This window comes from Azospirillum sp. UENF 312511 (assembly GCF_058780635.1).
The window spans coordinates 542,501-567,841 of sequence record NZ_JBSNCG010000002.1; the positions used below are offsets into that span (position 1 = coordinate 542,501).

Here is a 25,341-nt window from a genome sequence, read left to right on the forward strand (position 1 = left end):
TCGAAGGCGCCCGGCAGGCCGGCCATGATGTTGGCGAGAAGCCTCTTCTTGTCGTCCTCCGACGCCTTGTCGAACCAGGCGCGGGCGCGGGCCAGAACCTCGGGCGAATGATCGTCCTCGGCACCCGGACGCTCCAGCATGAAGACGTCGAAGGCGGCGTGCTCGAAGGCGTTGAAGCGCAGCGAGGTGCCGCCGCCCGGCACCGGCGCGGCGAGGTCGGTGCGGGTCCAGTCGAGGATCGGCATGAAGTTGTAGCAGACCGTCGTCACCCCGCAGGCCGCGAGGTTGCGCAGCGACTGGCGGTAGTTGTCGAACAGCGGGGCCAGATCGCCCTCGCCGATCTTGATGGACTCATGGACCGGCAGGCTTTCCACAACGCTCCAGCGCAGGCCGAGCGAGGGGTCGGCGGCGATCATCGCCTTGCGCTCCTCGATCTCCTCGACCGACCAGACCACGCCGTAGGGGATCTGGTGCAGGGCGGTGACGATGCCGGTGGCGCCGGTCTGACGGATGTGGTTGAGCCGGATCACATCGTCCGGGCCGAACCAACGCCAAGTCTGTTCCATGGTCTGCTCCTTGAGGAAGAGTGCTGTGCCGAGTCCGGCGTGTCTCGATGGGGTTGTTGGGTTGGGGCGCTCAGCCCGCGACCGATTGCACGACGGCGCGGGCGCCCTCGGCGTAGAGGCGGCGCAGCGCGTCGGTCACCGGGCCGGTGAAACGCGGGTCGCGCGGCAGGTCGTCGCCGAAAACGGCGTTCAGCCCGAACAGGGCGGGCGCCAGACGGTCGGCCACCGGTCCGGCCTCCGCCGCCAGTTCGGCGAGCTTGGCGGCCATGGGGTCGCGCACGTCGATGGGGCGGCCGGCTTCGTCGGTGCCGGAGACGTAACGCATCCAGGCCGCCACCCCCAGCGCCAGCCGGTCGATCGGCGCCCCGGCGGCCAGCCGGTCGCGGATGGTGCCGAGCAGCCGCTGCGGCAGCTTCTGCGTGCCGTCCATAGCGATCTGCCAGGTGCGGTGCCGCAGGGCGGGATTGCGGAAGCGCTCGATCAGCGCATCCTTGTAATGGCCGAGGTCGGCGCCCGGCGGCATGTGCAGGGTCGGACCGGCCTCCTCGTCCATCAGGCCGCGGATCAGCCGGACGAAGGCCGGATCGGCCATGGTGTCCGACACCGTCTCGTAGCCGGCAAGATAGCCGAGATAGGCGAGCGTGGAGTGGCTGCCGTTCAGCAGGCGCAGCTTCATCGTCTCATAAGGATGGACGTCGGGGACCAGCTCCGCCCCTTCCAGCTCCCAGGCCGGGCGCCCGGTGGGGAAGCGATCCTCGATCACCCACTGGCTGAACGGCTCGGTCACCACCGGCCAAGCGTCGCGCAGGCCCAGCCCGTCCGACACGCGGTCGCGGTCGGCGTCGGTGGTGGCCGGCACGATGCGGTCGACCATGCTGTTCGGGCAGGCGACGTTCCCGGCGAACCACGTCCCCAGCGCGGGATCGCGCAGTTCGGCGTAGCGGCGCAGCAGGCCCGCGGCGGTGTCGCCGTTGCTCGGCAGGTTGTCGCAGCTCAGCACCGTGAACGGCTCCACCCCGGCGGCGCGACGGCGGATCAGAGCCTCCACCAGGAAGCCGGGCACGCTGCGCGGGCGTTCCGGGTTGGCGAGGTCGTGGACGATGTCCGGATGGGCCTCGTTCAGCGCGCCGGTCGCCGGGTCGTGGCAATAGCCCTTCTCGGTGACGGTCAGGGTGACGATGCGGACGGAGGGGCGCGTCAGGAGGTCCAGCACCGCGGCGGGGTCCTCCGGAGCGACCAGCAGTTCGGTGACCGAGCCGATCACCCGCAGCCGCTCGCCGGCGGCGTCGCGCACCGCGACGGTGTAGAGGCCGCCCTGCGGCTCCAGCGCGTCGCGCGTGTCGGGGCTGCGCAGGCTGACCCCGGCGATGCCCCAGGGACCGAAGGACCGGGCGAGGGCGTCGTCGGTGTAGACGGCCTGATGGGCGCGGTGGAAGGCGCCGATGCCCAGATGGACGATTCCGGTGGTCAGCGCGGCACGGTCATAGCCGGGACGCTGCGCGCCATGGCGCAGCGAGGGCAGCGTGTCGGGGCTCAGGCGCATGGAACACTCCGCATAAGGGCTTTACGTCTCGAAGAAGTGGCTGTTGGTTCGGGCGATCTCGTCCACCGCCGCGAAGACGGTGCGCAGATGGGCGCGCATGGCCTCCTCCGCGCCGTCGGGGTCACGGGCGGCGACGCGGTCAACGATGCTCTGGTGCTCGCCGACGATCTTGGCCGCCCAGCCTTCGCCGTGCAGCGACAGGAAGCGCACGCGGTCGAGCTGCGCCTTGACGGCGACCAGCAGGTCCCACACCGCCGGACGCCCGGCGATGCGCGCCAGCTCGGCGTGGGTGGCCTCGTCCAGGGCGAAGAACTCGGAATGGCGGTCGGGGGACATCACCGCGTGGTGCGAGTTGAGAAGCCGGGTGAGCGAGGCGACGTCCGCCGCCTCCGCCCGCTCGGCGGCCAGACGCACGGTCCGGCATTCCAGGGTCTCGCGGATGAACTGGCTGTCGGACACCGCGGAGAGCTGGATCGGCGCCACGAAGGTGCCGACCTGCGGCACGATGCGCAGGAACCCCTCGTCGGCCAGCCGGCGGAAGGCCTCGCGCACCGGGGTGCGGCTGACGCCGTAGCGGGCGGCCACGCGGGTTTCCGAAATCCCCTCGCCGGGGCGGATCTCCCCCGACAGCACGGCGGCGCGCAGGGCGTCGTAGACCCCGTGCAGGCGGGGGCCGCGGATGTCGGTGGGGGCGGATGAGGTCGGCGAGTTGGTCATGGCGTCCATCGCGGCAACTTGCATACTAGTATGCCATTATGGACGGAGGCTGGCAAGGGGGAGCAATTACGGTATAGATGGGCGGGCCGCTGACAAAGCCCCGTGCCCCAGTTGAGTTTAGAGTGCAGATCAAAACTGAACTAAGAGCGCGGATCAAAACTCCGCCTCCATAGGCTCAAGCCATTGATTTTACTCCGACCGGCGGAGGTTTTGATCGGCACTTCAAAGCTAAAGTGAACGACGGCTTCAGCACGTCAGACCGGAGTTTTAATAGAATTTTTACAGAGATTGGGCCTGGAGCAGATTTTGCCGACAGACCCAGCTGCTATCATTCACTTCCGCCTACGCCCTCGCCTCCGAGACATTCTTTTAGAACGATCCGAGAAATCGGGAACCTCTCCCTCGTGCCATATGCCCGTAGCGAGATAATGCGCTAGGCGCTCCCTAGCTCTTTGAAGCGGCTGCACTGAGTTCTGCCGGGACATGATTTCCAGTTCCCGGAAATATTTTGAAGCCGCAGCTTTAGCAGCGCTAATCTGTTTGTGCACAATCATTGCAGCAACATGCTTTTCCGCCAAAGTTACAATTGGGTATTGATCCGAGTCCCACAAAGATTGGCGATGCTGCTCCTCTAGGGCCTTAACAGCATCCCCTATCAGCTTAACAGTAGTAGCGTCATAATTTTTCCTTTTTATAGCCACCCTTAGCTGAAGATCGGCAAATGCGTGAACGGCGTATGAATTTTCGGAATAAGCTTGTATAGATTTACTAAGAACAGAGAGCGCCTCCTCGTCTTCTCCTATTGCCACAAGATACTGGCCATACTGAAGCCAAAAATGCCCGTCCAATTGGAATTCGACCTCAAATGTTTCATAAATCCGACGCCCTTCTTCCTTTCCATGGCGCCGTCTTGCAAGGTCCGCATTGAAATTATGATTTAGCAGAAATTTAAATAGAACGGCATCAAGCCTGCCCACTGTTTTCACAATTGGTATCTTGTACTTTGTAAAAGTTCTCAGAATTTCCACGATAGCACTAATGACGTCTTCGAATTCGACCACATTTTCGACAAGGTGCCGCACATAAAGCTCATGGCGAGCCCAAAGTCTATCTAAGCTATCTTTAGAAACTATTCCTTCGAGAGCAATTAAAGCTGCAGAGAACTGACGTTTAGCGCCAAGCCGATCGTATGCAGCCCGAGCCTCACTTTCCCGTATCCCAGATCTTGCAATTGTAGATATACCAACAATAATCAAAAGCATTCTACAATCATCGTCGGGAAGATTGAGGAATTCATTAGTTATTACGTCTATAAAAATATCGGACTCGGTAGTTTCTTTTAGAGCAATAAGAAGTTGACTTTGCGAGCTGCGGATTTTTTTAATCTTGTTTTCTAGAGGCATTTTAAGGAATGCTGGAGCTGGTACATACTCAACAAGACGCTCTATAAGCGCACTATAATCTCCTTCAACAAACCGTTGATAAAGAAAAGACTTGGCAATATCACCAATACGACGCTCTATATGCTCACGCCACTCACCCGAACGCGCACTACTTATTAGCGTAATCTGCCCAGGGTTAATGCTCAGAATATCCTCACGTAGAGCATCACCAAACAGGAAAACGTCTCTTACATAAATAATGACATGGCTATCCTTATGAAGCCTCATTATAATTCCTAGTGAAGCTCGAAGAGATCGAACATCACTCTTAAGTTCATAAAGAATCACTCCCTCATTTTCTCTTGAATAACGCAAAAGACACTGCATAAGCGCCATTGTTTTTCCACTGCCGGCTTGACCGTAAGCGATAAAACAACGATCATGATTTCTGAAAGACTCAGTCATTGCCCTATACAAACTTTCGGTCCGTTGCAGCCAAACGGGGATAGCAGTTGCTGCCAAGCGCCAAGTTGGCGGAGCTCCCTCAAGGAAAGCGCGACCTAATTGGCGTAGCTCTGTAGAACCCAAAGCATCAGCTTCTAACTTAGTTGCACGCCAAGTATGGATAAAAATTGACTCTGCAGCCTCGATATCTGCAGAATTTGTAGAAACGGTACTTACAAGCCGTTCAACAAATTCATTAGCTCGCCGCGCTACATCCTTAGGATAAATAGCCTTCCCCACTTTTTCATTTATCCAGCTGACAAATTGATCTAAGGTTGCACTAATTACAACTATATTTCGTGCTTTAAATCCAGAAAGTTGGACTTCGGTAAATTGATCAGGCGTTACCAAGTACGCAACGCCGAGGCCAGCCCCAGATACAGGGCGCGCTCTATCCAACTCAGCGGACAAAATAGGCTCATTGAGGCGGCTTCCGATAAAAACCGGAGTATAAGAAATATAATCCGAGGTCAAAGCGCGGTACCAATCGTGGTCCCCTTTATTCAATCGAGCATTATATTCTGATTGACTAAATATAAATCCATGTTCCGGCTTAGAGGCATCGCCATGCAAGTGTATGATTTGCACATAATCATGACCTTCATGAACCGATACTTTATCAGATAGCCCATTAAAATACCGTCTTCTCTGAACAGATGACTGGACACTCTCCAAAGAGTCATCAACGTTCCATGTATAAATTCTCCGCCAAGTATAATTAAAAAGAGCAGAAAGCTCCCGTGATGGATTAATTTTCGTATACTCATTTCGTAGAATTTGATGGAATTGATCACCACTAATCCGTTGCCCAATGACGCCAGCTATCACATCAGGCAGCTCTTCACCGGCATAAGGTAGCCCAGCCTTATTTGCAAGCAAATCGGCCAAAGCCCTTCCCTGGCGAACTTTCTCACCATTTAACTTTGTGCAGGTTGCCGAAGCTCCAGCACCAAGAACAAGAACAATCGCCCCATCATTCAAAGAGTTCAAAATCAAGCGCTCATCATTAGCATCTATATTTACCATTTCGCGTGCTCCGTTTTATATTACCTATACAAAAGCCGCAGATTGACTTTCCCGCCTCAAAAAAAACAGTTTGACCTTCTTCGTCGAAGGATCTGAGAAATATCTTATGAAAATAACTACATTATTTCAATTCCATTGTGGAGCAGGGATGAACGAAAGTTTTTATGACGCTGTGCCACCGTGGCTATGATCTCTCCATGGCACAAAGCTGCGTCCGACGGGATGGCCAACATTCGCCTACTATCTTTTGCTTCAGCCAGTTATATCGGACGCCCCCCCGAAAAAATGTTCGCCCCTTCCTCAAAATCAGGCTTGCGCGCCACGCTGATATATTAATATGCTCTTCCTCAAGGAACGGCACGGACCGGCCCCGCATGGGGCACGGGCCGGCACTTTGGGAGGACTGCAATGGCTTCGACCTCCAGGCGCGCCCTGGACGCTCAACCGCCCGGAACCGCTCCGGGGACCGTGCCTGGCAAGGTGCTTGGAACCGCAAAGGAACCGCGCCTGTCCGCCCGCGCCACGGCCACCGCGGAGATCTACCGGTCGTTGCGCGGGGACATCGTGGCCATGCGGCGCAAGCCGGGGGAGCCCATTGTGGAGAAGCACGTCGCGGAGTCCTTCGGCGTCAGCCGCACCCCGGTGCGTGAGGCTCTGCTGCGGCTGGCCGACGACGGGCTGGTCGAAATCTTCCCGCAGTCCGGCACCTTCGTCGCCCGCATCCCGGTCAACGCCCTTCCCGAAGCGGTGGTGATCCGCACCTCGCTGGAATGCACCGCGGTCCGCTACGCCGCCGTCCGTGCCGCGCGCAGTCAGATCGCAGCGCTGCGGGCCAACGTCCTGCTCCAGCAGGAGACGGCGGCGGCGGGCGACCTCGACGGCTTCCACGAGGCCGACGAGGAATTCCACCGCCTGATTTCCGACATCGCCGGCTTCCCCGGCCTGTGGACCATGGCCCAGCAGGTGAAGATGCAGGTGGACCGCTACCGCCGCCTGACCCTGCCGGAGCCGGGCCGCATCCCGCATGTGCTGGCCGAACACGGCGGCATCGTCGACGCCATCGCCGCGCGCGACCCGGCCGAGGCGGAGCGGCTGATGGTCATCCATCTCGGCGCCCTGCTGGAGTCCGTCCCGAACACCCAGGGGGCCAACCCCTTCTTCTTCTCCGGCGCGCAGCCGGACAGCCCGTCGAAGACGAAGAAAGAAAGCACCCCGTCATGACCAACCCCTTCGACCTCACCGGCAAGACCGCCCTGGTCACCGGGGGCAACGGCGGCATCGGGCAGGCCATCGCGGTCGCCCTGGCGCGGGCCGGCGCCGACATCGCCGTGGCCGGGCGCACCCCGCCGGACGAGACGCGCGCGCTGGTCGAGGGGCTAGGCCGCCGCTTCGCCGCGATCCCCGCCGACCTGTCGAGCATCGCCCCGATCCCCGCACTGATGGAGGAAACGGTCGGCACGCTCGGCGGGCTGGACATCCTGGTCAACAACGCCGGGCTGATCCGCCGCGACGACCCGCTGGACTTCACCGAGGCCGACTGGGACGCCGTTCTGGACGTGAACCTGAAGTCGGTCTTCTTCCTCTGCCAGGCCTTCGGGCGCTACGCGCTGGGCAACGGGCGGAAGGGCAAGATCATCAACATCGCCTCCATGCTGTCCTTCCAGGGCGGCATCCGCGTGCCCTCCTACGCGGCGTCGAAGAGCGGCATCGCCGGGATCACCCGGCTGCTCGCCAACGAATGGGCGGGCAAGGGCATCAACGTGAACGCCATCGCGCCGGGCTACGTCGCGACCAGCGTCACCACCGCGCTGCGCGCCGACGAGCGCCGCAACGCCGAAATTCTGGCCCGCATCCCCGCCGGACGCTGGAGCGAGCCCGCCGACATGGGCGGACCCGCGGTGTTCCTGGCCTCCGATGCGTCCGATTACGTCCACGGCACGATCCTGCCGGTGGACGGCGGCTGGCTCGCCCGCTGACGAGTGGCCCGCACAAGTAAAGGGAAGACGAGGATGAGCACGGACGTTTTCGTGATCGACGAGGCGGTGGACTGGCAGGATCTGGGCGCCGGGGTGCGCCGCAAGATCCTCGGCCACAACGACGCCATGATGATGGTGCGCGTGGAGTTCGAGACCGGCGCCATCGGGCCGCAGCACCGCCACCCGCACGTCCAGTGCGCCGTGGTCGAGAAGGGCGCCTTCGACGTCACCATCGAGGGCGTCACCCGGCGGCTGGGCACCGGCGACGGCTACATGGTGCCGTCCAACGCCCTGCACGGCGTCGTGGCGCTGGAACCGGGCGTCCTGCTCGACATCTTCACGCCCCCGCGCGAGGACTTCCTCGCCTGACGACATCACCCGCCGACCTTCACCCGTTGCCCGGCGCGCGGGAACACGCGCCGGGCGGCTCCCGGACCCAACCGTCCAAACCAAAAAACCAGCCTGAAGCTGCCGAACAATCGCCAGGAGGACACGCTATGCATCTTTCGACCCGCGGTATCCGCGCCGCCCTTCTCGCCGCCTGCGCGGCCTGCACCCTGCTCGCCACCCCGGTCGTGGCCCGCGACTTCCGCTCCGCGGACATCCACCCGGCCGACTACCCGACCGTCGAGGCGGTGAAGTACGTCGACAAGCTCCTGAAGGAGCGGACCGGCGGCAAGCTCGGCGTGAAGGTCTACCCGAACGGCGCGCTCGGCACCGAGAAGGACACCATCGAGCAGCTGAAGATCGGCGGGCTCGACATGATGCGCATCAACGTCGCGCCGCTGAACAACGTCGTCCCGGAGACAATGGTCACGGCCCTGCCCTTCATCTTCCGCTCCACCGAGCACATGCGCGCCGTGCTGGACGGTCCGATCGGCGACGAGATCCTGGCCGCCATGGAAAGCCAGGGCATGATCGGCCTCGCCTTCTACGACAGCGGCTCGCGCAGCATGTATTCGGCCGCCAAGCCCTACAAGACGCTGGCCGACATGAAGGGCGCCAAGATCCGCGTCCAGCAGTCCGACCTGTTCGTCGCCATGATCCAGGCGCTGGGCGCCAACGCCACGCCGATGCCCTTCGGCGAGGTCTACACCGCGCTGAAGACCGGCATCGTCGACGCGGCGGAGAACAACTACCCGTCCTACGAGTCCTCGCGCCACTTCGAGGCCGCCAAGTACTTCACCCTGACCGAGCACGCGATGGCGCCGGAAGTGCTGGTCTTCTCGAAGGTCTCGTGGGACCGCCTGTCCAAGGACGACCAGGCCGCCATCCGCAAGGCCGCCAAGGACTCCGTCCCCTACATGCGCAAGCTGTGGGACGAGCGCGAGCAGAAGTCCAAGGACGTGGTCGTAAAGGCCGGCGCCCAGATCGTCGAGGTCACGAACAAGCAGGAGTTCATCGACGCGATGGCTCCCGTCTACAAGCAGTTCGCGAGCACGCCGAAGCTGGACGGCCTCGTGAAACGCATCCAGGACACGAAGTAAGCACAGTCGAACGCGGCGCTTCCCTTCGGCAGACCGAAGGGCGGCGCCGCGTCCTTTGAGGGGAGCCGGCGGCATGGAAATCGAGCTGCAAGCAATGGACCACAGCCCCCCGCAGAGCGCGGGCCTGCTGACGCGGGTGAACGCGCGGCTGGCGCGGTCGGGGATGTGCGTGGCGATGGTCGGCCTGATGGCCATCGTCTGTGTGGTGTTCTATCAGGTCTTCGGCCGCTACGTGCTGAACGACTCGCCGACCTGGGCGGAGAGCCTGGCCATCGTGCTGGTCCTCTACGTCACCCTCATCGGCGCCGCCGTCGGGGTCCGCGACGCCGGACACATCGGCCTGGAATCCTTCCTCGTCATGCTGCCCGACGCCATCCGCCGCAAGGTCGAGATCGTCATCTACGCCCTCGTCGGCGTCTTCGGCGCCTGCATGGCCTACAACGGCTGGGTCCTCGGCAATTCCGTCGCCGCCTACTACATCCCCAACCTGCACGTCTCCGAAGCCGTCCGCTACATCCCGCTCGTGCTCTCCGGCGTCCTGATCGTGCTTTTCGCCATCGAACACGTCGTCGCCATCATCCGCGGCGAGGAGGTCGCACCGTCATGGAACTGACCATTCTCGCCGTCACCTTCTTCGGCTTCCTCGTCCTGGGCATTCCGGTCGCCTTCGCCATCGGCCTGTCGGCGCTCTGCACCATCCTCTACGAGGGCCTCCCCGTCGCCGTCATCTTCCAGCAGATGATGTCCGGCATGAACGTCTTCTCCTTCCTCGCCATCCCCTTCTTCGTCTTCTCCGGCGAGCTGATGCTCCACGGCGGTGTGGCCGACAAGATCGTCGCCACCGCCAAGAACATGGTCGGCCACATCCGCGGCGGCCTCGGCATGTCCAACGTCGTCGCCTGCACGCTCTTCGGCGGCGTCGCCGGCTCCCCCGTCGCCGACGTCTCGGCCATGGGCGCGGTGATGATCCCGATGATGAAGCGCGAGGGCTACCACGCCGACTACGCCGTCAACGTCACCACCCACGCCGCCCTGGTCGGCGCGCTGATGCCGACCAGCCACAACATGATCATCTACGCCCTGGCCGCCGGCGGCAAAGCCTCCATCGGCGCGCTGATCGCCGCGGGCATCGTCCCCGCCCTGCTGCTGATGGTCTGCAACCTGGGTGCGGCCTACTACGTCGCGGTCAAGCGCGGCTATCCCCCCGGCACCTTCCCCGGCTGGTCGATCCTGGGCCGGTCCTTCGCCGCCGCCGCCCCGGGCCTGCTCATCGTCGTGATCATCCTGGCCGGCATCACGTCCGGCGTCTTCACCGCCACCGAGTCCGCCTCCATCGCGGTGATCTACGCGCTGCTGCTCACCACCTTCGTCTACCGCACGCTGACCTGGGACCATTTCCTGGCCGCCGCCGCCAAGACGGTCAAGACCACCGGCGTGGTCCTGCTGCTGATCGGCGTCTCGACGATGTTCCAGTACATCATGGGGCTGTATCAGGTGGCCGAGGATCACCGGCGAGCTGATGGCCGGCATCTCGACCAACCCGCTGGTCATCTTCCTGCTGATCAACATCATCCTGTTCCTGCTCGGCACCTTCATGGACATGGCGAGCACGATCCTGATCTGCACGCCGATCTTCCTGCCCATCGCCATGCAGTACGGCATGGACCCGGTGCAGTTCGGCATCGTCATGCTGATCAACTGCGCGCTCGGCCTCAACACGCCGCCGGTCGGCACCACCCAGTTCATCGGCTGCGCCATCGGCGAGATCTCCGTCGGCCAAGTCATGCGCTCCATCCTCCCCTTCTATGGCGCCCTCTTCGTCACCCTCCTCCTCGTCACCTACGTTCCAGCCTTCTCACTCTGGCTCCCCCACCTCCTCATGCGCTGAGGCACACAGGGTTATGAAAAAGGGCCGCGCCGGCATCCCCGGCGCGGCCCTTTTCATGTCGGATTTCGGCGGATCAGCCGGCTTCGGCGTTCGACGAGTTCTGCCAGAGGTTCAGCCCGCCATCGACGGCATGGCGGTCGATCTCGGCCAGCTCCTCCGGCGTGAAAGCGGTGTTCTTCAGCGCATCCAGCGAGTTGTCGAGCTGCTCGACGTTGCGCGCACCGACCAGGGCGGAGGTCACCCGCGGGTCGCGCAACACCCAGGCGATGGCCATCTGGGCCAGCGTCTGGCCGCGCCGCGTGGCGATGGCGTCCAGGGCGCGCACGCGCTCCAGATTCTCCGGCGACAGGAAGTGCGCCTTCAGCGTGCCGCCCTTGGCAGCGCGGGCGTCGGTGGGCTGGCCGTTCAGATACTTGGTGGTCAGCATGCCCTGGGCCAGCGGCGAGAAGGCGATGCAGCCGATCCCGGTCTCCTCCAGCGCGTCGAGCAGCCCACCCTCGATCCAGCGGTTCAGCATGGAATAGGACGGCTGGTGGATCAGGCAGGGCGTGCCGAGGTCCTTGAGGATCGCCGCCGCCCGCCGGGTCATTTCCGGCGAGTAGGAGGAGATGCCGACATAGAGCGCCTTGCCCTGCCGCACGGCGTGGTCGAGCGCCCCCATCGTCTCCTCCAGCGGGGTGCGCGGGTCGACGCGGTGCGAGTAGAAGATGTCCACATAGTCGAGCCCCATGCGCTTGAGGCTCTGATCCAGGCTGGCCGTCAGGTACTTGCGCGAGCCCCAGCTTCCATAGGGGCCGGGCCACATGTCGTAGCCGGCCTTGGTGGAGACGATCAGCTCGTCGCGGTGGGCCTTGAAGTCGGTCGCCAGGACGCGCCCGAAATTCTCCTCCGCCGAGCCCGGCGGCGGGCCGTAATTGTTGGCGAGGTCGAAATGGGTGACGCCGCGGTCGAAGGCGCGGCGCAGCACGGCGCGCCCGGTCTCGAACACATCGGTGCCGCCGAAATTCTGCCACAGCCCCAGCGAAATGGCCGGCAGGTCGAGCCCGCTCCGCCCGCTGCGGCGGTAGGTCATGCCGGTGTAGCGGGCCGGATCGGCGCGGTAGAGCGATTGCATCGCGGTCTCCTGGCTGTCATGCGCGGTGTTGGGAGGAACGTGACTGATATATTAGAAATCAGCCTCCGTCCAAAGCCAAGAGCGCAAAACGACCTCAGACCGGCTCGGCCTCGTCCTCCGAAGGGGCGGTGAAGTAGAGCGGGTTGGCCTTCTGCGCGTCGGCGATGGTGACCTGGAGATAGTCCAGATGCAGGTCGATGGCCTTCGCCGCGGCCTCCGGGTCGTTGTTGGCGATGGCCTCGATGATGACCGAATGCTCGGCGATCACGTCCGGCACCCGGCCGAGCACCGGCAGGGTCAGCAGGCGGTAGCGGTCCACCTGCACCTTCACCTGCTGCGTCAGGTTCCAGAATCCCGGATAGCCGGCGGTCTCCGCCAACAGCGCATGGAAGGTCTCGTCGGCCTGGTGGAAGCCTTCGAAATTCTGGGCGGCCTCCATCTCGCGCTGGAGTTCCAGGTTGGCGCGCAGCTTGGCGATCTGGCTGCGGGTGGCCCGCTTGGCGGCGTAGCGGACGGTCGCCTCCTCCAGAGCCTTGCGGATGGCAATGGCTTCCGGCAGAGCGCCCAGCGGGATACGGGAGACGAAGGTGCCCGATTGCGGGAAGATCTCGATCAGCCCCTCGTCCGCCAGACGCAGCACGGCCTCGCGCACCGGGGTCCGGCTGACACCATAATCCTGGGCGATCACCTTCTCGGCGACCGGCTCGCCCGGCTTGCGGCGGAGCGAGACGATCTCGTTGCGCAGGTCGCGGTAGATCGTCGCGGCCACGGTGGTGCCGCGCTGGGCTGGGCGGGCGACCGCCGCCGCCGTGCGGCGCCGGGTCCGCGTCTTGACGCCCTCGGCCTGTCCGGAATCCGCCGTCGATGAATCCGCCATCGATGTCTGCGCCGCCTTTTTCAACACCCGCTCCTGCCAGGAAGATTCAAGGGCGCCGGTGCTCCGGGATGCCGGCGCCGAACCCGCTGGTTCACGCCGCAGACGGTCCGCCCTTCATCGCAATATACTAATACCCGGCGGGGTGGGTCAAACGCCTTGACCCCGCACGACGCCCCGGTTCCGCGCCAGTTTGTCCCACCGGGAAGCGCGTTGCGCCACTCATCAGTATACTAGTATATTGATGGAAGCTCCACCGCGGAGCGCACAGCCGCAAGGACCGTCACCGTGGACCGCAAACGCATCGCCCTCGTCGCCCACGACGCCCGCAAGCCCGACCTGATCGGCTGGCTCGGCGCCAACATCCACGCGCTGGAGGGGAACGTCTTCTGGTCCACCGGCACCACCGGCCGATTGGTCCGGGAGGCCCATCCCCAGTTGGACATCACCTCACTGAAGAGCGGTCCGCTGGGCGGCGACCAGCAGATCGGCGCGATGATCGCCGAGGGCCGGATCGACCTGCTCGTCTTCTTCGTCGACCCGATGACCGCCCAGCCCCACGACGTGGACGTGAAGGCGCTGACCCGCCTCGCCACGCTCTACAACATCCCGATGGCCTGCAACGAGGCGACCGCCGACATGGTGATCTCCTCCCCCCTCTTCACCAGCGGCTACCGCCCGCGGGCCGTCGACTTCGCCGCTCACGATTCGCGCCGCCTCTGACGGGCCCTCTTGACCAGTCGCCCTCTTGAATTGCGCGTCTCGCCGACAGAATTGTGGGCGGGACGCACAAAGTCCTTGCATTCGGAACTGATATATTAATATATTCCGACATGCGGGGCATTACCGGCGCAGCATCACGCGCCGCACCCGAACCACCCATTCAAATGGGCACCGGACCCCCGTCCGGCATCCCTTTTTCCGGAGATGAACGATGCTCCACCCCGACCGCCTCTTCCCCAGCGATCCCACGCAGCGCGACATCGCGCGCCGGCTGTACGCGGAGGTGGGCCACCTGCCGATCATCAGCCCGCACGGCCACACGGACCCGTCCTGGTTCGCCAAGAACGAGGCGTTCCCGAACCCGGCGTCGCTGTTCGTGGTGCCCGACCATTACGCCTTCCGCATGCTCTACAGCCAGGGCGTGACGATGGAGAGCCTGGGCGTGCCGCGCAAGGACGGCGGGGCGGTGGAGAGCGACCCGCGCAAGATTTGGCGCCAGTTGGCGCAGAACTGGCACCTGTTCCGCGGCACCCCGACGCGCATGTGGCTCGACCACGCCTTCGAGACGGTGTTCGGCGTGACGGAGCGGCTGAGCGGGGCCAGCGCCGACCGCATCTTCGACCAGATCGACGCCTGCCTGCAGAAGCCGGAATTCCTGCCGCGCGCCCTGTTCGAGCGCTTCAACATCGAGCTGCTGGCGACCACCGAGTCGCCGCTCGACACGCTGGAGCATCACCGCGCCATCCGCGAGAGCGGCTGGAAGGGCCGCGTCATCACCGCCTTCCGCCCCGACCCGGTCGTCGATCCGGAGTTCGAGGGCTTCCAGGCCAATGTGGAGCGGCTTGGCGCGCTGTCCGGTGAGAACACCGGGACCTGGGCCGGCTACCTCGCCGCCCTGCGCAACCGCCGCCAGTATTTCAAGGAGGTCGGCGGCGCCACCTCGACCGACCACGGCCATGCCACGGCGACCACCGCCGACCTGTCGGATGCCGACGCCGAGCGGCTGTTCGAAAAGGCGCTGCGCGGCACCATCACGGCGGCCGAGGCGGAGATCTTCCGCGGCCAGATGCTGACCGAGATGGCGAAGATGAGCTTGGACGACGGGCTGGTCATGCAGATCCACCCAGGCAGCTTCCGCAACCACAACCCGGGTGTCTTCGAGCGCTTCGGCCGCGACAAGGGCGCCGACATCCCGACCGGCACCGAGTATGTGCGGGCGCTGAAGCCGCTGCTCGACCGCGTCGGCAACGAGCGCGACCTGACCATCATCCTGTTCACCCTGGACGAGACCAGCTACGCCCGCGAGCTGGCGCCGCTGGCCGGCCACTACCCGGCGCTGCGCGTCGGCCCGGCCTGGTGGTTCCACGACAGCCCCGAGGGCATGCGCCGCTACCGCGAGATGATCACGGAGACGGCCGGCTTCTACAACACGGTCGGCTTCAACGACGACACGCGCGCCTTCTGCTCCATCCCGGCCCGCCACGACGTGGCCCGCCGCGTGGACTGCGCCTTCCTGGCCCGGCTCGTCGCCGAGCACCGGCTGGAGGAGGACGAGGCCGCGGAGCTGGCGGTGGATCTCGCCTACACGCTGGCGAAGAAAGCTTACAAGCTCTGACGTGAAACCCCTCTCCCCTCCCTTTCGCGCCCGCTCGCGGGCGCTGTCGGCGACAGGCGGCCTTTGGCCGCCGAGAGCGGGGAGAGGGTGGCGCCGACGGCGCCGGATGAGGGGGTTGCGCTTTTGCCGGACGTACCGCCACGCGCATCCCCCTCACCCTAACCCTCTCCCCAGAGGGGAGAGGGAATCTCCATGAGAGGACCATCACCATGGCATCGCTGACCATCCGCCTGCACCCCGCGGACAACGTCGTCGTTGCCGGCGCCGACCTGCCGGAGGGCACCCCCCTGCCCGACACGGACGTCGTCGCCCGGACCACGATCCCCTCCGGCCACAAGGTCGCGGTGCAGGCGATCGCGGTCGGCGAGCCGGTGCGCAAATACAATCAGGTCATCGGCTTCGCGACCGCCCCCATCGCGCCGGGCGACCATGTCCATGTTCACAACATCGGCGTGGGCGACAGCTTCGAACGCGACTACGCCTTTGGTGCCGACGTTCATCCCACCGACCTCGTGCCGGAGGCGGAGCGCGCCACCTTCCAGGGCATCGTCCGCCCGGACGGACGCGTGGCGACCCGCAACTACATCGGCATCCTGACCACGGTGAACTGCTCGGCCACCGCCGCGCGGATGATCGCCGACCAGTTCCGCGGCGACGCGCTGGCTGCCTACCCGAACATCGACGGGGTGGTCGCGCTGACCCACGCCTACGGCTGCGGCATGGGCTCGCAGGGCGACGCCATCGACGCGCTGCGCCGGACCATCGCCGGCTACGCCCGTCACCCGAACTTCGCCGCCGTGCTCGTGCTCGGCCTCGGCTGCGAGGTGAACCAGATCGACAAGCTGGTCGAGGTCGAGGGGCTGACCGTCGGCGACACCCTGCAGGCGCTGGCGATCCAGGAGAGCGGCGGCACCGCCGCCACCGTGCGGGCGAGCGTGGAGCGCATCCGCGCGCTGCTGCCCCGCGTCAACGACGTGAAGCGCGAGACCGTGCCGGCCAGCCACCTGATCCTGGCGCTGCAATGCGGCGGGTCGGACGGCTATTCGGGAATCACCGCCAACCCGGCGCTGGGCCACGCCGTGGACCTGCTGATCCGCAACGGCGGCACCGCGGTGCTGAGCGAGACGCCGGAGGTCTATGGCGCCGAGCATCTGCTGACCCGCCGCGCCGTCAACCCGGCGGTCGGCGAGACGCTGGTCGAGCGCATCCGCTGGTGGGAGGACTACACCAGCCGCACCGGCGGCGAGATGAACAACAATCCGTCGCCCGGCAACAAGAAGGGCGGCCTGACCACCATCCTGGAGAAGTCGCTGGGCGCCGTCGCCAAGGCCGGCACGACCAACCTCGTCGAGGTGGTGCGCTACGCCGAGCCGATCACCGGGCCGGGCCTCGTCTTCATGGACACGCCGGGCTACGACCCGGTGTCGGCCACGGGACAGGTGGCGGGCGGCGCCAACGTGCTGTGCTTCACCACCGGGCGCGGCTCCGTCTTCGGCTGCAAGCCGACGCCCTCGCTGAAGCTCGCCACCAACACGCCGCTGTTCCGCAAGATGCCCGACGACATGGACATCGACTGCGGTCCCATCGCCACCGGCGACGCCACCATCGAAGAAGTCGGGCGGGCGATCTTCCAGCTCATCCTCGACACCGCGTCGGGCAAGAAGACCAAGAGCGAGGAGCTGGGCTTCGGCTCCGACGAGTTCACGCCCTGGCAGATGGGCGCCGTCATGTGAGCGAAAGGGCTTGCGCGCTCAGTGATATACTAGTATAAGTGTTTTCGTTCGGTTATCCTTTGAAACCCAGTCGGCAGGCCGCGCCATGCGCGTGGTTCCGCCGAGTGACGTTTCTCCAAAGTGCGACTTCAGGCCGCCGGGGCACGCTCCGGCGGTCTTTTCTTTCCGGGGTCCGGCGATCCGGCCGCGGCGCGCAGCCAGTCCCGGAAGGCGGTGAAGCCCGGCTCCCGGTGCCGCGCTGGGCGCGAGACCAGATACCAGGCCCGCCCCATCGGCACGGCCAGCGTGAAGGGCGTGACCAGCCGGCCCGCCGCCAGATCGTCGGCGATGTAGAGCCGCGCCCCCAGCGCTACCCCCACCCCGTCCGCCGCCGCCTGCAGGGTCATGGCGTAGCTGCCGAAGGACAGCCCCTTTACGGCCGGCGGCGCCAGCCCCGCCGAGGCGAACCAGTGCGGCCAGTCGTCCGCCCAGTGCGACACCGAGAGCAGCGTCGCCGACAATAGATCCTCCGGACGGCGTAGCGTCCGCGCCAGGGCGGGCGCGCAGACCGGCAGCATGTCGGCGGTGAACAGCTCCTCCACCTCGTAGCCCGGCCAATGCCCGTCGCCCAGCAGCAGCGCGCAGGTCCAGTCCTCGCGGATCGGCGCGCCGGCGCCGCCGGTGGCGATGCGCACCTCCACGTCGGGGTGGCTCTCGTGGAAGGCCGACAGGCGCGGGATCAGCCAGCGCACCGCGAAGGTGGCGCCCACCCCAAGAGTGAGCACCGGACCGTCGCGCATGGCGGCGACCCGCTCGACGCTGTCCGCGATCGCGTCGAAGGCGCCGGTCAGACCGGGCTGCAGCGCCCGCCCACGCTCGGTCAGCTCCAGCGCGTTGGCTCGCCGCTCGAACAGCGGGAAGCCCATGCGCTCCTCCAACAGGCGCACCATGCGGCTGACCGCGGCCTGCGAGACGTTCAGCTCGCTCGCTGCCCCGGTGAAGCTGCCGTGGCGGGCTGCGGCCTCGAACGCCCGCAAGGCGTTCAGCGAAGGCAAGCGCCGCATCTAATCCCCTCCTCCATGCACCCCAACATTTCCTGGGGGTCAGCATCAGACAATCCCGTTTGCAGGGCAAGCGTGCCAGGGGCATGATACCGTCCACAGCCAAAGAAAACTTTCGGATGAGCGGGATGCTGACGGTTCCCCTGACACTCGGACTCGGCCTTGCGGCGCTGGTGACCTCGTTCCTGTCGGGCCTGTTCGGCATGGCCGGTGGCATGGTGCTGATGGGACTGCTGCTGGTGTTGCTACCGGTGTCCTCGGCGATGCTGCTGCACGGGATCACGCAGATGACCGCCAACGGATGGCGGGCGTGGCTGTGGCGGCGGCACGTGCAATGGGGGATCGTGGCCCGGTTCCTGTTGGGCGGGGCGGTGGCGGTCGGCATCTTCACCCTGATCCGCTACGTGCCCGGCAAGGCGGAGTCGCTGATCCTGCTGGGCCTGTCGCCCTTCATGGCGATGGCGGTTCCGTCGCACTGGTCGCCGAACGTGTCGCGGCGCGGCCACAGCACGCTGGCCGGCCTGCTGTGCATGGGCGTGCAGTTGATCGCCGGCATCTCGGGGCCGCTGCTCGACGTCTTCTTCGTGAAGTCCAGCCTGTCGCGGCAGAGCGTCGTCGCGACCAAGGCGACGATGCAGGTCTTCGGCCACCTGTTCAAGACGGTCTATTTCGGCTCCCTCGTCGCGGCGTCGGAGGCGGAGGCGCTGGACATCACGGTGACGGCCCTGTGCATCGGCATGGCCGTCCTGGGGACGAACCTGTCGCGCCGCGTGCTCGACGCCATGAGCGACGCCCAGTTCCGCAGCTGGAGCCAGCGTCTGGTCGCCCTGACCGGCACCGTCTATCTCGGCCAGGGGCTGTTCCTGCTGGTGGTGCGGTAGGTTCCGGGGGCATTGCCCCCACCCCGGCCCTCCCCCGCTTCGCGGGGGAGGGAGCTTTAAATCCCCTCCCCTGCAAAGCGGGGGAGGGTTAGGGAGGGGGCCACGTCCCCCCCCCGGCGGGGGAAAAACCGCCGAAGACCGGTCTCCACCTCTTCCGGGTGGAGCGCCGAAATTTTGCGTGCCTGGGCGGTGGTTGACAGGTTCATGACAGGTTCGCCTGCTAAACAGTTGGAGCAACCAACCACCGTTCCCGGAACCTCCACCATGGCGACCGAATCCGCAGCCCGAAAGCCGGCGGAACCCACGGCGAAGACCGCATCGGCGGACCAGCGAACCCCGCTTTTTTATGGCGCCGCCTGCGGCGCGGGGGCCGGCGGCTCCGTCCTCCTCTACGAGGCGCGCCCGCAGCGCCCCACCACCAAGGCACCGTAAGGCGCAGCAAGCGCCGTCCAAAAAGCAAAAAAGCCCAATCGGAGGAAACACCATGAGCCTCGGCAACCCCGCCAAGGGGATGCTGGCGGCGGCCGTGCTGGCCGCTTCCGCCCTGTTCGCCGCCCCCGCGTCCGCGGAGATCAAAAATCTGGAAATCATCGCCCCCGCCAACGCCGGCGGCGGCTATGACCAGCACGCGCGCGCCATGCAGCAGGTCCTCCAGGACCACAAGCTGGCCTCCAGCGTCCAGGTGGTCAACATTCCGGGAGCCGGCGGCACCATCGGCCTCAGCCAGTTCGTCACCGCCAAGAAGCGCAACCCCGGCCTGATGATCTCCGGCCTCGGCATGATCGGGGCGATCCTGATCAACAAGTCGCCGGTGTCCCTCGATCAGGTAACCCCGCTGGCCCGCCTGACCGGCGAGTACCAGCCCATCGTCGTGGCCGCGGACTCGCCGCTGAAGACGCTCGATGACCTCGTGAAGAAGTTCAAGGCCGATCCGGGCTCGGTCTCCTGGGGCGGCTTCGCCGTCGGCAGCCCCGATCACATCCTCTACGGCCTGCTGGTCAAGGCGATCGGCGGCGACGTCTCCAAGATGAACTACATCGCCGCCGGTGCTGGCGGCGAGATGATGGCCTCGGTGCTTGGCGGCCACATCACCGTGGCGACCGGCGGCTACAACGAGATGGCCTCGCAGCTCCAGGCCGGAAAGCTGCGCGCGCTGGCGATCTCCTCCCCGCAGCGCCTTCCCGGCATCGACGTCCCGACCTTCAAGGAGCAGGGCGTGGATGTCGAGCTGGTGAACTGGCGCGCCGTGATGGCGCCAGGCAACCTGAAGGCGTCGGAGAAGCAGGTTCTCGACGACGCGGTCGGCGCCATGGTCCGCACCGACGAGTGGAAGCGCATCGCCGAAGAGCGCGGCTGGATCGACCTCTACCTGCCGCCCGACCAATTCGCCGCCTTCGTGAAGGACGAGCGGACCCGGATCGAAGGCGTCCTGACGGAACTCGGCCTCGTCAAGTGACCGACAGCCGGCGGTGATCCGCCGGGTCTCAGAACAAAACACACCCATGGAGCGAAGCGTCATGACCATCCGCATGCCGGGCGCCGTGAAGGGCGTCCTGACCGCCGCCGTCCTCGTCACGGCCGCCCTCGCCGCCACCCCGTCACTGGCCGAGATCAAGGGGCTGGAGATCATCGCCCCGGCCAGCCCCGGCGGCGGCTGGGACCAGCACGCCCGCACCCTCCAGCAGGTTCTGCAGGATCAGAAGCTGGCCTCCGGCATCCAGGTCGTGAACATCCCCGGCGCCGGCGGCACGGTCGGCCTCGCCCAGTTCGTCACCGCCAAAAAGCGCACGCCGACGATCCTGGTCGGCGGCCAGATCATGCTGGGCGCCATCGTCACCAACAAGTCGGCGGTGACGCTCGATCAGGTGACCCCGCTGGCCCGGCTGACCGGCGAGTACACCGCCATCGTCGTCCCGCCGGATTCGCCCATCAAGACCTTCGACGACCTGATCAAGAAGTTCAAGGCGGACCCCGGCTCGGTCTCCTGGGGCGGCGGTTCGGCGGGCGGCAGCGACCAGATCCTGGCCGGCCTGATCGCCAAGTCGGTCGGCGTCGATCCGAACAAGGTCAACTACGTCGCCACCGCGGGCGGCGGCGAGCTGCTGGCCTCGGCGCTCGGCGGCCACGTCACGCTGGGCATGGGCGGCTACAGCGAGTTCGCCCCGCAGTTCCAGGCGGGCAAGCTGCGCGCCATCGCCGTCTCCGCCCCGCAGCGCCTGCCGGGCTCCGACACGCCGACCATGAAGGAGCAGGGCGTCGATCTGGAGTTCGTGAACTGGCGCGGCGTCTTCGCCCAGTCCTCCGCCAAGCCGGCCGAGTTGAAGGAACTCCAGGAGGCCGTCGCCAAGGCCGTCGCCAGCGACGAGTGGAAGCAGGCCGTGAAGCAGCGCGGCTGGATCGACCTCTACCAGCCCTCCGCCGAGTTCGCCTCCTTCCTCAAGCAGGAGCGCGCGCAGATCGAAGGCACGCTGAAGGACATCGGCCTCGTGAAGTAAGGACCGAACCAAGGTGGGCGCGGTCGCCGCGCCCACCGGTCCGCAAAAAACAGTCTGGGAGGATGAAGCGATGACCACCGGTCGGAGCATGCGCGCCGGAGAGGCGGTGCTGGGCGGCGGGCTGATCGCCCTTGGGGGCTTGATCGCGGTCGAAACCATGCTGACCCCGAGCGTCGGCCGGGCGGTGGTCGGCCCCGCCCTGTTCCCCTACCTGATCTCGGGCGGCCTCGTCCTGGTCGGCCTGTCCCTGCTCCGCGAGGCCTTCGCCGGCGCCGTCGCCCACGCCGAGGGGCTTGAGCTGGACCTCTGGGCGGTGGCGCTGGTCGCGGCGGGGCTGGCCGTCCAGTTCTTGCTGCTCGACACGCTGGGCTGGATTCCCTCCACCACCATCCTGTTCGCCGCGGTCTCCCGCGCCTTCGGCGGCCGGCGGCTGGTGGTCAACCTCGCCATCGGGCTGGCGCTCGCCGCCTTCACCTTCGTGGCCTTCAATTACGGGCTCGGCCTGAACCTGCCCGAGGGCAGCATCGTCGAACGGCTCACGTCAGCCGACGCCGAATAAGCCCCGCTTCGGGAAGGAAACTGCACAATGGACACCCTTGCCGCCCTGGGCCACGGCTTCCTCGTGGCGCTGACCCCCTACAATCTTTTGTGGTCGGCGATCGGCGTGACAGTGGGCACCGCGGTCGGCGTTCTGCCCGGCATCGGCCCGGCGCTGACCGTGGCCCTGCTGCTGCCGGTCACCTACGGGCTTGAGCCGACCTCCGCCTTCATCATGTTCGCCGGCATCTATTACGGCGCGATGTACGGCGGCTCGACCACCTCGATCCTCCTGAACGCGCCGGGCGAATCCGGCAGCATCGTCACCGCCATCGACGGCCACGCCATGGCCCGCCAGGGCCGCGGCGCCCAGGCGCTGGCGACCGCCGCCATCGGCTCCTTCATCGCCGGCACCATCGCCACCGCGGCGCTGACCTTCGTCGCCCCGCTGATGGTCAAGATGGCCCTGCTGTTCGGCCCGGCCGAGTATTTCGCGCTGATGGTGCTGGCGCTGACCACCGTCACCGCCGTGCTGGGCAGCTCGCTGGCCCGCGGTCTGGCCAGCCTGTTCCTCGGGCTGGCGCTGGGTCTGGTCGGCATCGACATGCAGACCGGTCAGGCGCGGCTGGCCTTCGGCGTGCCGGAGTTGCTCGACGGCATCGACACGGTGGTCGTCGCGGTCGGCCTGTTCGCGGTCGGCGAGACGCTCTACGTCGCCTCCCGCCACCGCTTCGAGACGGAGGAGATCTACGCGCTCAAGGGCTCCAAATGGATGAGCCGCGAGGACTGGGCGCGCTCGTGGAAGCCGTGGCTGCGCGGCACGCTGCTGGGATTCCCCATCGGCACCCTGCCGGCGGGCGGCAGCGAGATCCCGACCTTCCTGTCCTATCTGGTCGAGAAGCGTCTGGCGAAGAAGCCGGAGGAGTTCGGCAAAGGCGCCATCGAGGCCGTCGCCGGTCCGGAAGCCGCCAACAACGCGTCGGCCGCCGGCGTGCTCGCCCCGCTGCTGTCGCTCGGCCTGCCGACCTCGGCGACCGCCGCCATCATGCTGGCCGCCTTCCAGCAATACGGCCTGCAGCCCGGCCCGACGCTGTTCGACAACAACCCCGAACTGGTCTGGGGCATGATCGCCAGCCTCTACATCGGCAACGTGCTGCTGCTGGTGCTGAACCTGCCGCTGGTCGGCTTCTGGGTGAAGCTGCTGCTGATCCCGCGGCCCTGGCTGTACGCCGGCATCCTGGTCTTCTCGTCGCTCGGCGCCTATACGCTGAACAACAACGTCATCGATCTGGTCATCCTGTGGGTGATCGGGCTGCTCGGCTTCGGCATGCGCGTCCTGAACGTGCCGGTGGCGCCCTGCGTGGTCGGGCTGATCCTGGGGCCGCTGGCCGAACAGCAGTTCCGCCGCGCGCTGGCGATCAGCCAGGGCGACCCGTCGGTCTTCCTGACCCACCCGATCTCGGCGGCCCTGCTGATCATCGCCGCCCTGCTGGTGATCGGCCCGATGGTCCTGCGCTTCCGAAGCAACGGCGCGGGTAAGGGCACGGGCAAGGGCGACAGCGCCTCGCAGCCCGGCAGCCATCCCGCGACGTAAGACCGCCATCCCGCGAAGGACTTTTCCATGGAAAGCGTCGATCTCTGGTCGCAGCTCGCCGCCCTCGGGCAGGTGGTCGCCATCGACCTCGTGCTGGCCGGCGACAACGCCATCGTCGTCGGCATGGCCGCCGCCGCGGTGCCGCTGGCGCAGCGCCGCAAGGTGATCTTCTGGGGCATCGGGGCGGCCATCGTCCTGCGCATCTTCTTCGCGCTGATCACCACCCAGCTCCTCGCCATCATCGGGTTGACCCTGGCCGGCGGCGTTCTGCTGCTGTGGGTCTGCTGGAAGATGTTCCGCGAGCTGCGCTCCCACGGGACGGACGAGGTGGCCCCCGACGAGGCGATGGACGCCCCTGACACGCCAGCGGGGGTGTCCGGAAACGCCGCCGCCGGGGCCGCGGTCGGCGGCGTCACGGTGGGCGCGGCCATCTGGCAGATCGTGGTGGCGGACGTGTCGATGTCGCTCGACAACGTCTTGGCGGTGGCCGGCGCCGCCAAGGACCACCCGACCATCCTGGTCATCGGTCTGCTGCTCTCCGTCGTGCTGATGGGGGCGGCGGCCAACATGATCGCGCATGTCCTGCACAAGCACCGTTGGATCGGCTGGGTCGGTCTCGCCATCATCACCTATGTGGCGCTCGACATGATCTGGCGCGGCAGCAACGAAGTCCTCATGCACACCTCCTGGCTATCGTGACGGAGCGCTTCCGATGATCAAGAAGGTTCTCGTTCCCCTGACCGGGCGGCCGCTGGACCGCCGCGCCATCGCCACGGCCTTTCTGCTCGCTGGCCGCTCCCGCGCCCATGTGGAGGGGTTGAGCGTCATGCCGCAGGTCGAAATCCGCACCTCCGTGGAAAGCGCCGCCATCCCCAAGGCGCTGGTCGAGCAGCTCATCCGCATCGGGCAGGAGGATCAGGCGCGGGTGGTCGACTCCGCCCACGAGCTGTTCGAGGAGTTCCGCGGCCGCTTCGGGGCCGCGGAGGCGGACAGCCTGACCGGCGGCACCGTGGGCGCGGAGGGTCCGACCGCCTCCTGGCAGCAGGCGACCGGCCCGCTGGCCGAGACGCTGGCGGAGGAGGCGCGGCTCGCCGATCTGGTGGTGATCGCCCAGACCTCCGACGGCACCAACGCCATGGGCCCGGCCATCGAGGCCACCCTCTTCGGCTCGGGCCGCCCCCTGCTGCTGGCGCCGGCGGCCGAACCGGCCTCGGTCGGCTCCGCGGTCGCCGTGGCTTGGGACGGCGGGGCCGCAGCCTCACGGGCGGTCGCGGCGGCATTGCCCCTGCTGCAGCGCGCCGGCAAGGCGGTCATCCTGTCGGCCGACGTCGCCGACCCCGGACGCGCGTCCGACCCCGACCGCCTGTCGGCCTATCTGGCGCTGCATGGCGTCGCGGCGTCGATCCGCCGGGTCGCGGCGTCGGGCCGGGCGGTCGGGCGGGCCTTGCAGGAGACGGCGGCGGAGGCCGGCTGCGACCTGCTGGTGATGGGCGCCTACGGCCACAGCCGGGTCCGTGAACGGGTGTGGGGCGGCGTGACACTGGACGTGCTGCGCGAGCCGCCCGCCATTCCCATCTTCATGGCGCACTGATACATGGGCTCATGTCCCCTCTCTCCTCTGGGAGGGGGCTATGAAGGCCGGAGAC

Annotated in this window: 23 protein-coding genes (1 of these 23 running past the window's edge); 16 read left to right on the top strand and 7 right to left on the bottom strand. The window is 66.0% G+C overall.

Going from position 1 to position 25,341, the window contains the following annotated elements; genetic code table 11:
- The 4 genes from uxuA to ACWPN7_RS10860 all read right to left on the bottom strand — a co-directional run.
- Window positions 1–566 carry the 5' end (the start) of a mannonate dehydratase gene (gene uxuA / locus ACWPN7_RS10845; RefSeq protein ID WP_149651521.1) on the bottom strand. It extends 631 nt beyond the left edge of the window, so only the first 566 of its 1,197 coding nucleotides appear in the window; the start codon lies at window positions 564–566; its stop codon lies beyond the left edge, outside the window.
- 70 nt (window positions 567–636) lie between these two features.
- A complete protein-coding gene (locus ACWPN7_RS10850; protein WP_459197962.1) occupies window positions 637–2,109 on the bottom strand; it encodes a mannitol dehydrogenase family protein in 1,473 nt (490 codons plus the stop codon).
- Between the two features lie 21 nt (window positions 2,110–2,130).
- The gene (locus ACWPN7_RS10855) at window positions 2,131–2,826 is read right to left on the bottom strand and encodes a GntR family transcriptional regulator (RefSeq protein WP_492273276.1); all 696 of its coding nucleotides are present in this window, start codon (window positions 2,824–2,826) and stop codon (window positions 2,131–2,133) included.
- A 332-nt stretch (window positions 2,827–3,158) separates the two neighbouring features.
- Window positions 3,159–5,738: a P-loop NTPase gene (locus tag ACWPN7_RS10860; protein WP_459197960.1), complete on the bottom strand. Its 2,580-nt coding sequence runs from the start codon at window positions 5,736–5,738 to the stop codon at window positions 3,159–3,161.
- Between the two features lie 408 nt (window positions 5,739–6,146).
- On the opposite strand from ACWPN7_RS10860, the gene ACWPN7_RS10865 reads away from it, so the two are divergent.
- The 6 genes from ACWPN7_RS10865 to ACWPN7_RS10890 all read left to right on the top strand — a co-directional run bounded on the left by ACWPN7_RS10865 (window position 6,147) and on the right by ACWPN7_RS10890 (window position 11,106).
- Complete coding sequence (locus ACWPN7_RS10865; protein WP_459197959.1) at window positions 6,147–6,959, top strand: GntR family transcriptional regulator; 813 nt, start codon at window positions 6,147–6,149, stop codon at window positions 6,957–6,959.
- Window positions 6,956–7,714 (top strand): 2-dehydro-3-deoxy-D-gluconate 5-dehydrogenase KduD, encoded by a 759-nt coding sequence (gene kduD, locus ACWPN7_RS10870; RefSeq protein WP_014199981.1) that lies wholly within the window; start codon window positions 6,956–6,958, stop codon window positions 7,712–7,714. Before ACWPN7_RS10865 ends, kduD begins: the two co-directional genes overlap by 4 nt.
- A gap of 33 nt (window positions 7,715–7,747) precedes the next feature.
- Window positions 7,748–8,083, top strand: coding sequence for a cupin domain-containing protein (locus ACWPN7_RS10875; protein ID WP_014199982.1), 336 nt, complete (start codon window positions 7,748–7,750; stop codon window positions 8,081–8,083).
- Between the two features lie 128 nt (window positions 8,084–8,211).
- On the top strand, window positions 8,212–9,201 hold the full coding sequence (locus tag ACWPN7_RS10880) for a TRAP transporter substrate-binding protein (RefSeq protein WP_014199983.1): 990 nt from the start codon (window positions 8,212–8,214) through the stop codon (window positions 9,199–9,201).
- 73 nt (window positions 9,202–9,274) lie between these two features.
- Window positions 9,275–9,814 (top strand): TRAP transporter small permease, encoded by a 540-nt coding sequence (locus ACWPN7_RS10885; protein WP_081863467.1) that lies wholly within the window; start codon window positions 9,275–9,277, stop codon window positions 9,812–9,814.
- On the top strand, window positions 9,805–11,106 hold the full coding sequence (locus tag ACWPN7_RS10890; RefSeq protein ID WP_492273277.1) for a TRAP transporter large permease: 1,302 nt from the start codon (window positions 9,805–9,807) through the stop codon (window positions 11,104–11,106). The genes ACWPN7_RS10885 and ACWPN7_RS10890 overlap by 10 nt, the downstream gene beginning before the upstream one ends.
- A gap of 56 nt (window positions 11,107–11,162) precedes the next feature.
- Here the strand turns inward: ACWPN7_RS10890 and mgrA are convergent, their stop codons facing one another.
- Both mgrA and ACWPN7_RS10900 read right to left on the bottom strand, forming a co-directional pair.
- On the bottom strand, window positions 11,163–12,203 hold the full coding sequence (mgrA, locus tag ACWPN7_RS10895; RefSeq protein ID WP_103040805.1) for an L-glyceraldehyde 3-phosphate reductase: 1,041 nt from the start codon (window positions 12,201–12,203) through the stop codon (window positions 11,163–11,165).
- A 94-nt stretch (window positions 12,204–12,297) separates the two neighbouring features.
- Window positions 12,298–13,080, bottom strand: a complete 783-nt coding sequence (locus ACWPN7_RS10900) for a GntR family transcriptional regulator (RefSeq protein ID WP_040138202.1) — start codon at window positions 13,078–13,080, stop codon at window positions 12,298–12,300.
- A gap of 285 nt (window positions 13,081–13,365) precedes the next feature.
- On the opposite strand from ACWPN7_RS10900, the gene ACWPN7_RS10905 reads away from it, so the two are divergent.
- The 3 genes from ACWPN7_RS10905 to ACWPN7_RS10915 all read left to right on the top strand — a co-directional run bounded on the left by ACWPN7_RS10905 (window position 13,366) and on the right by ACWPN7_RS10915 (window position 17,148).
- Entirely contained in the window at window positions 13,366–13,800 is a 435-nt protein-coding gene (locus tag ACWPN7_RS10905; protein WP_014199988.1) for a methylglyoxal synthase, read from the top strand.
- Between the two features lie 211 nt (window positions 13,801–14,011).
- Window positions 14,012–15,415, top strand: coding sequence for a glucuronate isomerase (uxaC, locus tag ACWPN7_RS10910; protein WP_137107256.1), 1,404 nt, complete (start codon window positions 14,012–14,014; stop codon window positions 15,413–15,415).
- Window positions 15,416–15,624: 209 nt separating this feature from the next.
- A complete protein-coding gene (locus tag ACWPN7_RS10915) occupies window positions 15,625–17,148 on the top strand; it encodes a UxaA family hydrolase (protein WP_451996252.1) in 1,524 nt (507 codons plus the stop codon).
- A gap of 128 nt (window positions 17,149–17,276) precedes the next feature.
- Here ACWPN7_RS10915 and gcvA read toward each other — a convergent pair whose 3' ends face one another.
- Window positions 17,277–18,191, bottom strand: a complete 915-nt coding sequence (gcvA, locus tag ACWPN7_RS10920) for a transcriptional regulator GcvA (protein WP_349621480.1) — start codon at window positions 18,189–18,191, stop codon at window positions 17,277–17,279.
- A gap of 125 nt (window positions 18,192–18,316) precedes the next feature.
- Between gcvA and ACWPN7_RS10925 the strand changes: the two genes are divergently transcribed.
- The 7 genes from ACWPN7_RS10925 (at window position 18,317) to ACWPN7_RS10955 (ending at window position 25,286) form a co-directional block, all read left to right on the top strand.
- Window positions 18,317–19,069 (top strand): TSUP family transporter, encoded by a 753-nt coding sequence (locus ACWPN7_RS10925; protein WP_247875074.1) that lies wholly within the window; start codon window positions 18,317–18,319, stop codon window positions 19,067–19,069.
- 484 nt (window positions 19,070–19,553) lie between these two features.
- Complete coding sequence (locus ACWPN7_RS10930) at window positions 19,554–20,525, top strand: Bug family tripartite tricarboxylate transporter substrate binding protein (protein WP_040138207.1); 972 nt, start codon at window positions 19,554–19,556, stop codon at window positions 20,523–20,525.
- Between the two features lie 61 nt (window positions 20,526–20,586).
- The gene (locus tag ACWPN7_RS10935; protein ID WP_459197958.1) at window positions 20,587–21,564 is read left to right on the top strand and encodes a Bug family tripartite tricarboxylate transporter substrate binding protein; all 978 of its coding nucleotides are present in this window, start codon (window positions 20,587–20,589) and stop codon (window positions 21,562–21,564) included.
- 70 nt (window positions 21,565–21,634) lie between these two features.
- A complete protein-coding gene (locus ACWPN7_RS10940; protein WP_040138208.1) occupies window positions 21,635–22,123 on the top strand; it encodes a tripartite tricarboxylate transporter TctB family protein in 489 nt (162 codons plus the stop codon).
- 27 nt (window positions 22,124–22,150) lie between these two features.
- Window positions 22,151–23,695, top strand: a complete 1,545-nt coding sequence (locus ACWPN7_RS10945) for a tripartite tricarboxylate transporter permease (RefSeq protein WP_040138209.1) — start codon at window positions 22,151–22,153, stop codon at window positions 23,693–23,695.
- 27 nt (window positions 23,696–23,722) lie between these two features.
- Entirely contained in the window at window positions 23,723–24,394 is a 672-nt protein-coding gene (locus tag ACWPN7_RS10950; protein ID WP_040138210.1) for a TerC family protein, read from the top strand.
- A 13-nt stretch (window positions 24,395–24,407) separates the two neighbouring features.
- Window positions 24,408–25,286: a universal stress protein gene (locus ACWPN7_RS10955; protein WP_040138211.1), complete on the top strand. Its 879-nt coding sequence runs from the start codon at window positions 24,408–24,410 to the stop codon at window positions 25,284–25,286.
- Window positions 25,287–25,341: the final 55 nt, after the last annotated feature.

Coding starts and splice junctions, on each gene's coding strand:
- ACWPN7_RS10850 (WP_459197962.1), bottom strand. CDS start 2,109: ATGCGCCTGAGCCCCGACACGCTGCCCTCGCTGCGCCATGGCGCGCAG.
- ACWPN7_RS10855 (WP_492273276.1), bottom strand. CDS start 2,826: ATGACCAACTCGCCGACCTCATCCGCCCCCACCGACATCCGCGGCCCC.
- ACWPN7_RS10860 (WP_459197960.1), bottom strand. CDS start 5,738: ATGGTAAATATAGATGCTAATGATGAGCGCTTGATTTTGAACTCTTTG.
- ACWPN7_RS10865 (WP_459197959.1), top strand. CDS start 6,147: ATGGCTTCGACCTCCAGGCGCGCCCTGGACGCTCAACCGCCCGGAACC.
- kduD (WP_014199981.1), top strand. CDS start 6,956: ATGACCAACCCCTTCGACCTCACCGGCAAGACCGCCCTGGTCACCGGG.
- ACWPN7_RS10875 (WP_014199982.1), top strand. CDS start 7,748: ATGAGCACGGACGTTTTCGTGATCGACGAGGCGGTGGACTGGCAGGAT.
- ACWPN7_RS10880 (WP_014199983.1), top strand. CDS start 8,212: ATGCATCTTTCGACCCGCGGTATCCGCGCCGCCCTTCTCGCCGCCTGC.
- ACWPN7_RS10885 (WP_081863467.1), top strand. CDS start 9,275: ATGGAAATCGAGCTGCAAGCAATGGACCACAGCCCCCCGCAGAGCGCG.
- ACWPN7_RS10890 (WP_492273277.1), top strand. CDS start 9,805: ATGGAACTGACCATTCTCGCCGTCACCTTCTTCGGCTTCCTCGTCCTG.
- mgrA (WP_103040805.1), bottom strand. CDS start 12,203: ATGCAATCGCTCTACCGCGCCGATCCGGCCCGCTACACCGGCATGACC.
- ACWPN7_RS10900 (WP_040138202.1), bottom strand. CDS start 13,080: ATGGCGGATTCATCGACGGCGGATTCCGGACAGGCCGAGGGCGTCAAG.
- uxaC (WP_137107256.1), top strand. CDS start 14,012: ATGCTCCACCCCGACCGCCTCTTCCCCAGCGATCCCACGCAGCGCGAC.
- ACWPN7_RS10915 (WP_451996252.1), top strand. CDS start 15,625: ATGGCATCGCTGACCATCCGCCTGCACCCCGCGGACAACGTCGTCGTT.
- gcvA (WP_349621480.1), bottom strand. CDS start 18,191: ATGCGGCGCTTGCCTTCGCTGAACGCCTTGCGGGCGTTCGAGGCCGCA.
- ACWPN7_RS10925 (WP_247875074.1), top strand. CDS start 18,317: ATGCTGACGGTTCCCCTGACACTCGGACTCGGCCTTGCGGCGCTGGTG.
- ACWPN7_RS10930 (WP_040138207.1), top strand. CDS start 19,554: ATGAGCCTCGGCAACCCCGCCAAGGGGATGCTGGCGGCGGCCGTGCTG.
- ACWPN7_RS10935 (WP_459197958.1), top strand. CDS start 20,587: ATGACCATCCGCATGCCGGGCGCCGTGAAGGGCGTCCTGACCGCCGCC.
- ACWPN7_RS10940 (WP_040138208.1), top strand. CDS start 21,635: ATGACCACCGGTCGGAGCATGCGCGCCGGAGAGGCGGTGCTGGGCGGC.
- ACWPN7_RS10945 (WP_040138209.1), top strand. CDS start 22,151: ATGGACACCCTTGCCGCCCTGGGCCACGGCTTCCTCGTGGCGCTGACC.
- ACWPN7_RS10950 (WP_040138210.1), top strand. CDS start 23,723: ATGGAAAGCGTCGATCTCTGGTCGCAGCTCGCCGCCCTCGGGCAGGTG.
- ACWPN7_RS10955 (WP_040138211.1), top strand. CDS start 24,408: ATGATCAAGAAGGTTCTCGTTCCCCTGACCGGGCGGCCGCTGGACCGC.